This is a genomic window from Streptomyces angustmyceticus (assembly GCF_019933235.1).
GTDB classification, from domain to species: Bacteria; Actinomycetota; Actinomycetes; order Streptomycetales; family Streptomycetaceae; genus Streptomyces; species Streptomyces angustmyceticus.
Map to the genome: position 1 here is coordinate 6,510,429 of NZ_CP082945.1, position 11,862 is coordinate 6,522,290.

At 71.6% G+C, this 11,862-nt stretch carries 13 protein-coding genes and 1 pseudogene; 13 read left to right on the forward strand and 1 reads right to left on the reverse strand.

All coding sequences use genetic code 11. The features are described from left to right. Positions 1–123: 123 nt before the first annotated feature. From K7396_RS29015 to prcA, 3 genes and pseudogenes are all read left to right on the forward strand, one after another. Positions 124–228 (forward strand): annotated as a pseudogene (locus K7396_RS29015) (endonuclease domain-containing protein); the annotation flags it as partial. 81 nt (positions 229–309) lie between these two features. After that, positions 310–1,155 (forward strand): proteasome subunit beta, encoded by an 846-nt coding sequence (gene prcB, locus K7396_RS29020; RefSeq protein ID WP_086718560.1) that lies wholly within the window; start codon positions 310–312, stop codon positions 1,153–1,155. A 67-nt stretch (positions 1,156–1,222) separates the two neighbouring features. Further along, positions 1,223–2,068, forward strand: coding sequence for a proteasome subunit alpha (gene prcA, locus K7396_RS29025; protein WP_086718559.1), 846 nt, complete (start codon positions 1,223–1,225; stop codon positions 2,066–2,068). A 43-nt stretch (positions 2,069–2,111) separates the two neighbouring features. On the opposite strand, the gene K7396_RS29030 is transcribed toward prcA, so the two are convergent. After that, the gene (locus K7396_RS29030; RefSeq protein WP_086718558.1) at positions 2,112–3,188 is read right to left on the reverse strand and encodes a LacI family DNA-binding transcriptional regulator; all 1,077 of its coding nucleotides are present in this window, start codon (positions 3,186–3,188) and stop codon (positions 2,112–2,114) included. Between the two features lie 121 nt (positions 3,189–3,309). Here K7396_RS29030 and K7396_RS29035 point away from each other — a divergent pair, with 121 nt between their 5' ends. From K7396_RS29035 to tatC, 10 genes are all read left to right on the forward strand, one after another. Beyond that, a complete protein-coding gene (locus K7396_RS29035; RefSeq protein WP_086718557.1) occupies positions 3,310–4,569 on the forward strand; it encodes an MFS transporter in 1,260 nt (419 codons plus the stop codon). Positions 4,570–4,578: 9 nt separating this feature from the next. After that, entirely contained in the window at positions 4,579–5,940 is a 1,362-nt protein-coding gene (pafA, locus tag K7396_RS29040; RefSeq protein WP_086718556.1) for a Pup--protein ligase, read from the forward strand. 135 nt (positions 5,941–6,075) lie between these two features. Next, positions 6,076–7,065 (forward strand): FKBP-type peptidyl-prolyl cis-trans isomerase, encoded by a 990-nt coding sequence (locus K7396_RS29045; RefSeq protein WP_086718555.1) that lies wholly within the window; start codon positions 6,076–6,078, stop codon positions 7,063–7,065. Between the two features lie 68 nt (positions 7,066–7,133). After that, complete coding sequence (locus tag K7396_RS29050) at positions 7,134–7,508, forward strand: FKBP-type peptidyl-prolyl cis-trans isomerase (protein ID WP_018087767.1); 375 nt, start codon at positions 7,134–7,136, stop codon at positions 7,506–7,508. Positions 7,509–7,701: 193 nt separating this feature from the next. Further along, positions 7,702–8,667 (forward strand): helix-turn-helix transcriptional regulator, encoded by a 966-nt coding sequence (locus K7396_RS29055; protein WP_086718554.1) that lies wholly within the window; start codon positions 7,702–7,704, stop codon positions 8,665–8,667. 16 nt (positions 8,668–8,683) lie between these two features. After that, a complete protein-coding gene (locus tag K7396_RS29060; protein ID WP_086718553.1) occupies positions 8,684–9,634 on the forward strand; it encodes a helix-turn-helix transcriptional regulator in 951 nt (316 codons plus the stop codon). Positions 9,635–9,689: 55 nt separating this feature from the next. Then, the gene (locus tag K7396_RS29065) at positions 9,690–9,941 is read left to right on the forward strand and encodes a hypothetical protein (protein WP_086718552.1); all 252 of its coding nucleotides are present in this window, start codon (positions 9,690–9,692) and stop codon (positions 9,939–9,941) included. 16 nt (positions 9,942–9,957) lie between these two features. Next, entirely contained in the window at positions 9,958–10,161 is a 204-nt protein-coding gene (locus tag K7396_RS29070; RefSeq protein WP_086718551.1) for a hypothetical protein, read from the forward strand. 222 nt (positions 10,162–10,383) lie between these two features. Further along, positions 10,384–10,683, forward strand: coding sequence for a Sec-independent protein translocase subunit TatA (gene tatA / locus K7396_RS29075; protein ID WP_086718550.1), 300 nt, complete (start codon positions 10,384–10,386; stop codon positions 10,681–10,683). A gap of 65 nt (positions 10,684–10,748) precedes the next feature. After that, positions 10,749–11,711 carry a twin-arginine translocase subunit TatC gene (tatC, locus tag K7396_RS29080; RefSeq protein ID WP_086718549.1) on the forward strand — a complete coding sequence of 321 codons (963 nt, stop codon included), beginning with the start codon at positions 10,749–10,751 and terminating at the stop codon, positions 11,709–11,711. Positions 11,712–11,862 lie beyond the last annotated feature (151 nt).

An 11,862-nucleotide genomic window follows, 5' to 3' on the forward strand; every position in this document is an offset into this window, starting at 1 on the left:
GGGAGTGCTCTTCGCGGAGTGCTCCCGGCGGCGCCGGGCGGGCCGGCCGCAGGAACGTCGCCGCGGGGAGCCGAGCGGCCCCGGCGGTGTCGTCCAGCGCCGCTCCGGCCCCACCGCGGCGCGATGTTCACGGGGCGGTCCGGTATCCGCCCGATCCGTCTCGAGCCAGGTCCCGGGCATGTGGATCACGACCACGACACGGGTAAGGTCCGAGGCGTACTGTGCTTCAACTGCAACTCGGCACTCGGCAAGTTGAGGGATGTACCCCGACGCCCCGCGCCGGGCCATCGCATATCTGGAAGGAATCGTGTGGAAGCCAATACTCGAAGCACCGGGCGTCTACCAGCTGCCTTCCTGACGCCCGGATCCTCGTCCTTCATGGATTTCCTCGGCGAGCACTCGCCGGCCCTGCTGCCGGGCAACCGCCCGTTGCCGCCGGTGCAGGGTGCCATCGAGGCGCCGCACGGCACGACGATCGTCGCCGCGGCGTTCCCCGGAGGCGTGGTGCTCGCCGGCGACCGGCGGGCGACCATGGGCAATGTCATCGCGCAGCGTGATATCGAGAAGGTTTTCCCGGCCGACGAGTATTCGGCGGTCGGCATCGCGGGCACGGCGGGTCTCGCGGTGGAGATGGTCAAGCTCTTCCAGCTGGAGCTGGAGCACTTCGAGAAGGTCGAGGGCGCCCAACTCTCCCTGGAGGGCAAGGCGAACCGTCTGTCGACCATGATCCGCAGCAATCTGGGGATGGCCATGCAGGGCCTGGCCGTGGTGCCGCTGTTCGCCGGATACGACCTCGACCGCGAGAAGGGCCGCATCTTCTCGTACGACGTGACCGGCGGGCGCTCCGAGGAGCACGGCTACGCGGCGACGGGTTCCGGTTCGGTCTTCGCGCGCAGTGCCCTGAAGAAGCTCTTCCGGGACGGCTTCACGGAGAATCAGGCCGCCACCGCCGTCGTCCAGGCGCTCTACGACGCGGCCGACGACGATTCCGCGACCGGCGGGCCCGACATGGGGCGCAGGATCTACCCCATCGTCACGGTGATCACCGAGGACGGCTTCAGGAGGCTCACCGACGACGAGGTCTCCGAGATCGCCCGCACCGTGCACGAGCACCGCCTCGAGCAGCCCGACGGCCCGCGTGCCGCGCTGCTCTGACGGGACGGAAGATCCCATGCTCCCCCAGCTACCGAGAGAGCTTTTGACAGGAAGGGACGGATAGCCGGTGTCGACGCCGTTCTATGTCTCACCCCAGCAGGCCATGGCGGACCGCGCCGAGTACGCCCGCAAGGGCATCGCGCGCGGCCGGAGCGTCGTGGTGCTGCAGTACACCGACGGCGTGGTCTTCGTCGCCGAGAATCCCTCCCGCGCCCTGCACAAGGTCAGCGAGATCTACGACCGGATCGCGTTCGCCGCGGTCGGCAAGTACAACGAGTTCGAGAACCTGCGGATCGGCGGCGTGCGCTACGCCGATCTGCGGGGCTACACCTACGACCGTGAGGACGTGACCGCGCGGGGCCTGGCGAACGTCTACGCCCAGACGCTCGGCACGATCTTCTCCAGCGCCGCGGAGAAGCCCTACGAGGTCGAGCTGATCGTCGCGGAGGTCGGCGCGGCCCCCGAGGACGACCAGATCTACCGGCTGCCGCACGACGGCTCGATCGTCGACGAGCACGGCTCGGTGGCGGTCGGCGGCAACGCGGACCAGATCAGCAGCTATCTCGACCAGCGCCACCGCGACGGCATGACGCTGGCCGAGGCGCTCAAGCTGGCGGTGGAGTCCCTGTCGCGGGACACCAACGGCGGCGAGCGCCGGCTGACCGCCGAGCAGCTGGAGGTCGCGACCCTGGACCGCACCCGCCCGCAGCAGCGCAAGTTCAAGCGGATCCTGGGGCGGCAGCTGTCCCGGCTGCTGGACGAGAGCGGCGGGGACGCGGCGGCGGACGCCGGCGCCGGGGAGTCCGGTGCCGCCGGCGGCAAGGGCGCCGAGGACGGCGGAAGCAAGGACAACGGCACCAAGGGCAAGGGCCCGGCGGGCGAGGACGGCTCCGAAGGGGAGCCCCTGCTCTGACGTACCGCCGGGGGCCGAAGCGCCCCGGTCGCGCCCCGGTGGGTCACTGCCCGCCGGGGCGCGCGGCGTTGTCGGGGGTGTCCGCGGGCGGGGCGGTGGAGCCCCGGGTGACCAGTTCGACCGGCAGGGTGGGCACCTGGGCCGGGCGGCCGTCGAGCACGCTCATCAGGGCCCGCATCCCGGCCTCGCCGAACTCCTCGGCGGGCAGCCGTACGGTCGTCAGCTCCGGTTCGACGGCGACGGCCAGGGCCAGGTCGTCGAAGCCGGTGACCGAGACGTCCTCGGGGATCCGCAGACCCAGTCGGCGCGCGGCCTTGCAGGCGCCCGCCGCGATGATGTCGTCGTCGCACAGCAGGGCCGTGGGGCGGGGGCCGGGGGCGGTCAGGGCGGCGTGTGCGGCGTGCAGCCCGGCGTCGACGGCGAGGGCGGCCGGCTGCCGGCGGAGCCGGGCGCCGGGGACGCCCTCCAGGGCCTCGGCGACGGCGCGGGCGCGCAGTGCGAAGGTCCAGGAGTCCACGTCGGCCGCGAGGTGGGTGACGCGGCGGTGGCCCAGGGCCGTCAGATGGGTGGTCAACTGGCGTACGCCGTCGGCGATGTCGAGGTTGACGGTGGCGCCGGCCCGGTCGTCGCCGGGGTCGGCGTCCAGCATGACCAGGGGCAGGTCCGCGTCGCGGAGCGCGGTGAGGGCCTCGGCGGCCATGGACGAGGCGATCACGCCGTCCAGGGTGGCCGCGGCGGAGTCGAAGGGGTCGCGCGCTGGGCCGATGCCCTCGGGGGAGGGGTAGAGGACCATTCCGAAGCCGTGGTCGGCGGCGACCCGGGCCGCGCCGGTGTAGACCCGGGCGAAGAACTCGGTGGTCAGGGCGGGGACGACCAGGAGCACGGTGCGGGTGCGGCCCATCCGCAGGCTGCGGGCGGCGAGGTTGGGGCGGTAGCCCAGCTCCCGGGCGGCGGTGCGGACGGCTTCGGCCTTGGCGGGGGAGACCCGGCCGCGCCATTTGTCGCCCAGGACGAGCGAGACGGCGGCCTGGGAGACCCCGGCGGCGCGGGCCACGTCCCGGCTGGTGGTGCGGACGGTGTCCGGCCGCCGTCCGGCCGCGGCGGTCTCGTTGCTGGTCACCGGGTGCTTCGCTCCTCGCGTACGGCCGTTGCGGGGTGGACGGGGAATGAGGGTCATGATACGTATAACGCCGGAAGTTATACGTAACATGTCCGGCCGGTCCGGACGGGAAGGGGCAGGGATGGCCGCGGGATACGCGGAACTGCTCAGGACCCGGCACGCGGCCCGGCTCCTGGTGGGGACGCTGGTCGGCAGGCTGCCGAACGCCACGGCGGCGCTGGCCGTCGTCCTCTTCGTACGCGCCCAGGGCGGCAGCTACGCCCTGGCCGGCGCGCTCTCCGCGGTCTACGGCGTCTGCAACGCCCTCGGCCAGCCGCTGCTGGGCCGGGCGGTGGACCTCTACGGCCAGCCGCGGGTGATGCTGCCCGCCTCGGTGCTCTCCGCACTCGGCATGGCACTGCTCGCGGGCGTCGGCCTGGACGTGCTGTGGCTCGCCTATGCCGCCATGGTGATCGCCGGTTTCTTCACCCCGCCCCTGGAGGGCGGCCTGCGGGCGCTGTGGCCCGGGGTCCTCCAGCGCGCCGACCGGGTGCACGCCGCCTACGCGCTGGACGCGGTGGCGCAGGAAGTCATGTTCGCGGTGGGGCCGTTGCTGGTGACGCTGTGCGTGGCGGCCTGGTCCGAGGGGGTCGCCCTGCTGGTGATCAACCTGCTCGGGGTCCTCGGGGCGCTCTCCGTGGTCGTCTCCGAGCCGTCCCGGCGCTGGCGCAGCGGGCCGCGTGAGGCGCACTGGCTGGGGGCGCTGCGCTCGGCCGGGATGCTGGTGCTGATCGGGGCGTTCCTCTTCGTGGGGCTAGCGCTGGGCTCGATCGCGGTCGCCGCGGTGGCCTACGCCGACGAGCACGGCGGCGGGATGGTCTCCAGCTTGCTGCTGTCCGCGCTGGGGGTCGGTGCGCTGATCGGGGGGCTCGGCTACGGCGCGCGCGAGTGGCCGGGGCGGCCGGAGAGCAGGCTGCGGCTGCTGGTCACGCTGCTGGCGCTGGGCTATCTGCCGCTGGTGCTGGTGCCGGGGGTGGCCGGGATGACGGTCTTGACGGGTGTCGCGGGGGTGTTCCTGGCGCCGGTGCTGGCCTGTGCGTTCGTGGTGGTGGACCGTCATGCGCCGCGGGGCACGGTGACGGAGGCGTTCTCCTGGCTGGTGACGACGTTCGGTGTCGGCTCGGCGGTGGGCGCTTCCGTGGTGGGACCGGCCGTGGAGGGCGGTGGCGCGGTGGCGGGATTCGCGGTCGCCGGGGCCGGCGGGCTCGCCGCGCTGCTCGTCCTTTTGTCGACGAAGCGATTTCTCGGGGATCCCGTGTCGCGTCCCGAGGGTGCGGCTCCGGCGGAAAATGATCGCAACGGGACTGTCGAACCCGGTTTCAGAGCAGGCCGTCAGGCGTAATGTTCAGTCATGGACCGCCGCATTTTCGGGCTGGAGAACGAGTACGGCGTCACGTGCACGTTCAGGGGACAGCGCCGACTGTCGCCTGACGAAGTGGCGCGGTACCTCTTCCGCCGTGTCGTGTCATGGGGCCGCAGCAGCAACGTCTTCCTGCGGAACGGCGCCCGCCTGTACCTGGACGTGGGTTCGCACCCGGAATACGCAACTCCCGAGTGCGACAACGTGACCGAGCTGGTCACGCACGACAAGTCCGGCGAGCGCATTCTCGAGGGCCTGCTCGTCGACGCCGAGCGCCGCCTGCATGAGGAGGGAATCGCGGGCGACGTCTATCTCTTCAAGAACAACACCGATTCGGCGGGAAACTCCTACGGGTGTCACGAGAATTATCTCGTCGCCCGTCATGGTGAGTTCTCCCGGCTCGCGGACATCCTCATTCCGTTCCTCGTCACCCGTCAGCTGCTGTGCGGCGCGGGCAAGGTGCTGCAGACGCCGCGGGGCGCCGTCTACTGCGTCAGCCAGCGCGCGGAGCACATCTGGGAGGGCGTCTCCTCGGCGACGACCCGTTCCCGGCCGATCATCAACACCCGCGACGAACCGCATGCGGACGCCGAGCGCTACCGCCGGCTGCATGTCATCGTCGGCGACTCCAACATGTCCGAGACGACCATGATGCTGAAGGTCGGGGCCACCGACCTCGTGCTGCGCATGATCGAGGCGGGCACGGTCATGCGGGACCTGACGCTGGAGAACCCCATCCGGGCCATCCGCGAGGTCAGCCACGACATCACAGGCCAGCGCAAGGTGCGGCTGGCCAGCGGGCGCGAGGCATCGGCGCTGGAGGTCCAGCAGGAGTACTACGAGAAGGCCGTGGACTTCGTCGACCGCCGCGGCATCCGTACGGGCACCGTCGAGCGGGTCCTGGAGCTGTGGGGCCGCACGCTGGAGGCGATCCGGGACGAGCAGCTCGACCGCATCTCCACCGAGATCGACTGGGTGATGAAACATCAGCTCATCGAGCGGTATCGCACCAAGAACAACATCACCATGTCCCACCCCCGGGTGGCGCAGATAGACCTCGCGTACCACGACATCCACCGCCGCCGGGGGCTCTACTACCTCCTGGAGCGCAAGGGGCAGGCGGCGCGGATCTGCAACGACTTGAAGATCTTCGAGGGCAAGTCGGTGCCGCCGCAGACCACGCGGGCCAGGCTGCGCGGCGACTTCATCCGCCGTGCGCAGGAACAGCGACGTGATTTCACGGTGGACTGGGTACACCTCAAGCTGAACGACCAGGCGCAGCGGACGGTCCTGTGCAAGGACCCCTTCCGGTCGGTGGACGACCGGGTGGAGAAGCTGATCGCAGGTATGTGACCCGCGGGGAATGCGGAAATGTGCCGGGAGTGCAAGCTCCCGGCACATTGCCGTGTTGTGCCGGGAAAGGTGTGGGGGGTCAGGTCGTAGAGTGGCGGACATTGCCCACCCACCCCACGAGCCCGAGTTGGTCGAATGAACCTCACGAAGAACACCCGTCGCGCCGCTGCCGCTGCGCTGGCCGTGCCCGTCCTGCTGTTCACCGCCGCCTGCGGGTCCGACAACGGCGAGGGTGCGTCGGGCGACGCCGTCGTCAAGGTCGAGGGCAAGACAGGGGCGCAGCCCAAGATCACGGTGCCGAAGGGCGCCAAGCCGTCCGACAAGGCCGTCACCAAGACCCTCGTCGAGGGCAAGGGCGCCACGGTCAAGAAGGGCGATGTGGTCCGGCTGGACTTCAGCGCGAAGTCGATGAAGGGCCAGAACCTCGGCAGCAGCTGGACGCCGCAGCCGGGCGCCAAGCCGGGCGGCCCGCGTACCCAGGTCGTCGGCGAGGTCTCCGACCAGCCGACCCAGCAGATGCTGCCGCCGAAGGTGATGTCCGCGGTCACCGGTCAGAAGGTCGGCAGCCGCTTCGAGGTCGAGGGCACCGCCAAGGCGCTGATCGGCGCGGGTCTGAACCCGCAGTCCGGCATCAAGCCGCAGGACGGCCTGGTGTGGGTCGTCGACGTGGTCGGTGCCAAGAAGGTCGACAAGAAGGCCCAGGCCCAGGGCGAGCAGGCGTCGCCGGAGAGCGGGATGCCCGAGGTGAAGGCCGCGGACGAGAAGGCCGCGAAGATCACCATCCCCAAGGGGGAGAAGGCGCCCAAGGACCTCAAGGAGCAGGTCCTGATCCACGGCAAGGGTCCCGAGGTGAAGGCGGGCCAGGGCCTGATCGCGCAGTACACCGGCGTGAAGTGGGAGGACGGCAAGAAGTTCGACTCCTCCTGGGACCACGGTGGCGCGACAGCCTTCCAGATCGGCACCGGCAGCGTCGTCCAGGGCTGGGACAAGGCGCTGGTCGGCAAGCGCGTCGGTGACCGGGTGGAGATCGTGATCCCGCCGAAGCTGGCCTACGGCAACAACCCGCAGAGCGGGCTGGACAAGAACACCCTGGTCTTCGTGGTCGACATCGTCGGCACGGTCTGACGGCTGCCCCGGCAAGATCTGCAAGACTGGCCCGGTAATCGTAAAGATTCGTAAGTAGGAGCACATCCGTGAGCATCGACAAGCCCGAGATCGACTTTCCTGAGGGCCCGGCTCCCACCGAGCTCGAGATCGTGGACCTGACGGAGGGCGACGGGCCGGTCGCCAAGGCCGGGGACACCGTCTCCGTCCACTACGTCGGCGTGTCCTTCAGCACCGGCGAGGAGTTCGACGCCAGCTGGAACCGCGGCAAGCCGCTGCAGTTCCAGCTCGGCGCCGGCCAGGTCATCGCCGGCTGGGACCAGGGCGTGCAGGGCATGAAGGTCGGCGGCCGCCGCCGGCTGACCATCCCCGCGCACCTCGCGTACGGCGACCGCGGCGCCGGCGGCGGCCGGATCGCCCCGGGCGAGACGCTGATCTTCGTCTGCGACCTGGTCTCCGTCTGAGACCGCTGACGGCCGCCGCCGGCGGCCGCTGCTGACGCAGCAGAGGGCCCGTGCCGCGCAGGCACGGGCCCTCGTTCGTTCCCGGCCCCGCCGCGCGGGCCGGGACGGGGCCGCGGCCCGCCCGCCCGGCTTTTGCCCTGACCTCCCCGAGCGGTACGGTCAACGATCGGGAGTTCAACGAGAAAGGGCGTCGATGGCCATTGCCAAGGCCGAGCGGCTGATGAATCTGGCGCTGTGCCTGCTGGGGACGCGACGCCCGCTGACCAAGCGCGAGCTGAGGTCGTCCATCGAGGCCTATATCGAGGCCGGCAACGACGACGCGTTCAACCGCATGTTCGAGCGCGACAAGGACGATCTGCGCGAGCTCGGCCTGGTCATCGAGACCGTCGAGGGCATCGAGGGCGACATCGGCTACCTCGCCCGCCGCGACAGCAACCGGCTGCCCCCGATCACCCTGGACGCCGAGGAGGCCGCGGCCCTCGGGCTCGCCGCCAAGATCTGGCAGCAGGCCCGGCTGGCCGGTGCCGCCAGCGGCGCGCTCCAGAAGCTGCGCGCGGCCGGCATGCCGCTGGCCGACGGTACGGACTACGACGCCGGGCAGCCGCACAGCGCCCTGGAGCCCCGGATCCCGGCCCACGAGGCCGCCTTCGAGCCGCTCATGCTGGCCTGCCGCGACCGCCGTCCGGTCGTCTTCGACTACCGCAAGTCGAACGCCGCCCGCCCCGAGCAGCGGCAGGTCGAACCGTGGATCCTCGAATGCTGGCGGGGACACTGGTACGTCGCCGGCTGGGACCGCGAGCGCGCGGCCGAGCGGGTCTTCCGGCTCTCCCGCATCACCGGCAAGGTCCGCTCCCGCCAAGGGGCGTTCACCGCGCCGGTGCCCGACCACGTCACCGTCCGCGAGACCGTCGAGAGCTGGGCCGGCGAGACCGCGACCGGCACCGCCAGGATCCGGCTCCGCGCCGAGCACGGCTACCCGCTGCGGGCCCGCGCACTCACCGTCCGCGAGCTGGGCGACGGCTGGGACGAGCTGGAGATCCCCAACGGGCACGGCCTCGACGCCTGGCTGGTGGAGTTCGGGCCCGACGTGGTCGTACTGGAACCCGCCGAGCTGCGCGCCGAGGTCATCGACCGGCTGCGCGCCGTGGCCAAGGGCTGAGAGGAACACGAGACCCGTGGCGACGAACGCGATCGACCAGACCCGCCGGATGCTGTCCCTGGTGACCTACCTGCGCGAGCGCCCCGGCGCCCGCGTCGGCGACGTCGCCCGCGCCTTCGGCATCACCGAGGACGAGCTGATCGCCGACCTCGACGTCCTGCCGATGTGCGGGACGAGCTTCCGCGGCGGCGACCTCCTGGACATCGACACCGACGGCGACCGCATCTGGTGGCACAACCCCGACGACGTCGCGGAGCCGCTGCGGCTGGCCGCCGACGAGGCGACCGCCCTGCTGGTCGCGGCCCGCGCGGTGGCCACCCTCCCCGGACTGCGCGAGGGCGACCGGCAGGCGCTGCTGCGGGCCACCGCCAAGCTGGAGGCGGCGGCCGGCGAGGCGGCCGGTGCCAGCGCCCGGCTGTCGGTCACCTTCGAGTCCGAGGGCGGGGTCTTCGCCGACGTGGACCGTGCCATCGCCGAGCGGCGGCGGCTGTGGCTGCGCTACTACTCCCCGGCCCGCGACGAGCTGACCGAGCGCGAGGTCGACCCGATCCGGCTGTTCGCCGTCGGACACACCTATATGGAGGCGTGGTGCCGGCTCTCCGAGGCCCGGCGCACCTTCCGGCTCGACCGGGTCGCCGAGATCAGGCTGCTGGACGCGCCGGCCGACCCGCCGCCGGTCGAGCTGCGCGACCTGTCCGAGGGGCTGGTGCAGCCCGCGGCCGAGGACCCCGAGGTGTCGATCGAGGTCGGGCCCGGCGGCCGCTGGGTCGCCGAGTACTACCCGCACGACAGCGCCGAGGAGCTGCCGGACGGCGGACTGCGGATCACCCTGCGCACCCCGGACCCGGCGTCGCTGCGGCGGCTGGCGCTGCGCCTGGGCCGGGACGGCCGGATCGTGGCGCCGCGCGAGCTGGCCGAGAGCGCCCGGCAGGCCGCCGAGCAGGCGCTCGCGGCGTACGGCGAGTGAGCGCGGTGAGCCGGGCCGGCCGTACGGCGCGGCGCGAAGGACGAGGCGGCGAAGGATGACGATGGCGACCACCGTGCCGGGCCGGACCGCTCCGGTGCTCTTCAAGGCGGCCTGCCCCGACTGCCGGGGCCGCTTCGAACTCGCCTCGGACGCCTTCCGGCTGGCGATCGGCGCCAGCAGCCGCACCACCTTCTACTCCTTCACCTGCCCCGACTGCCGCCGCGCGGTGCGCAAACCGGCCGGCGAGCGGATCGTGGAGCTGCTCACCGGCGGCGGGGTCCGCACGCTGCGGCTGCACACGGGCTGACCGATAGGCTCGCCCCATGCTCTGGCCCATGATCGCAATCGCCCTCGGCTTCGCCGGGATCGCCGTGCTCGGCGTCCTCGCCGTCCGCGTCTTCGCCGAGGTGCGCCGGCTGGCCCGCCAGGTCGAGGCGACGTCGGGGCGGATCCAGCGGGCCGCGGAGGACCTGGAGCGGGCGGCGGTTCCGCTCGCGTCCCGGGTGCACGAGGCCGGCCGGGACTGAAGAGGTAGCCGGGGGCGTCGGCGCTCTGCTGCCGCGCCGGGCGGAGAGGTACCCTGCATCAGCGGTTCAGACAGCACGGCGTCCGCGGCAATCGCCAGTACGCGAGGGGATTGCCCGGCGTTCACCACCGAACGTTACGATCGTGCCAGCACCAGGAAGCCAGCCCGACCCCTATCGGCAGGCACCACAGCAGACGCCGCCCCGGCGAGAAGGTAGTCGCAGATGCTCAGCAACCTGAGGGCCCCCGAGATCATCCTGATCCTCGTCGTGATTGTGCTGCTCTTCGGCGCGAAGAAACTTCCGGACATGGCGCGGTCGCTCGGCAAGTCGGCCCGGATTCTCAAGAGTGAAGCCAAGGCGATGAAGAAGGACGGCGAGCCGGAGGGCGGTGCCGCGACCGGCACCACGTCCGAGGCGCCCGCCGACGCCGCGCAGCAGGCTCCTCGTACGATTCAGGCGGCGCCCGGTGATGTGAGCAGCTCCCGCCCGGTGGCCGAGCCGCACCGCACCAACCAGAGCTGAGCCGACCCGATCCAGCCGCACCGATCCGTTTCGGGAAAGGCTGACGCACGAGACGAGGACGTGGGTTGCCCAAGTCTGCCCGCAAGCAGGAGAAGGACCCCGAGGGGCGGATGCCGCTGGCGGCGCATCTGCGCGAGCTGCGCAACCGGCTGCTGAAGTCGGTGCTGGCGATGGGTGTGATCACCGTCATCGCCATGTGGCAGTACGACGCCATCGCCCACTTCATCACGGGGCCGGTCATCGATTCGGTCGGCTGCGCCAAGGGCAGCACGACCGGGCCGCGCCACCACCCCTGTGCCCAGGTCGTCGCGAACGGTCTGCTCGCACCGTTCACGATCATGCTCAAGCTCTCCCTCACGGCGGGCGTCGTCGGCGCCAGCCCGATCTGGCTCTACCAGCTCTGGGCCTTCCTCGCGCCGGGTCTGCACCGCCACGAGAAGAGGTACGCGCTGAGCTTCGTCGGCGCCGGGGTGCCGCTCTTCCTCGCAGGTGCCTACCTCGCCTACGCGGTGCTGCCCACGACGGCCGGTGCCCTGGTCGGCCTGACCCCGGAGGACTGGGCCAACTTCTTCCCGGCCGACGACTTCTTCGACATCGTCACCCGCATGATCGTGGTCTTCGGTCTCGCCTTCGAGCTTCCGCTGCTGCTGGTGCTGCTCAACTTCGGCGGGGTGCTGACCGGCGGCCGGATCCTGAGCTGGTGGCGGTTCATGGTGCTGGGCATCACGGTCTTCGCGGCCGTCGCCACCCCGACCGGTGACCCGCTGACCATGGGGCTGCTGGCCGCTCCGATCGTGGTGCTGTACTTCGGCGCCGCCGGCATCTGCCTGCTCAACGACCGCCGCCGCAAGCGGGGCAACCCGGACGCGGGACTGAGCGACGACGAGGCCTCGGAACTCGACCTGACGCCTTCCGCGGTCGGTGAGATCGAGTCGGTCTCCTCCGGCCGGATGCTGCCGGAGCAGGCGAGCGGCGACGCGTCCGACGGCGAGACGCGGCGCCGCGGCGGGTACGACGACGTGACGTGACGGCTGATTACCCGATGTGACACGGCGTCCTGGTGGGCGTGGGACGGTCCCTGTGCTCGACGAGCCGGGGGCCGTTCGCCGTGCGGGGCGGGGAGCGCGGGCGCGGTGGTCGCCGCGGGGGCACCGGGCCCCGCCCCGCCCCCGTTCCTGT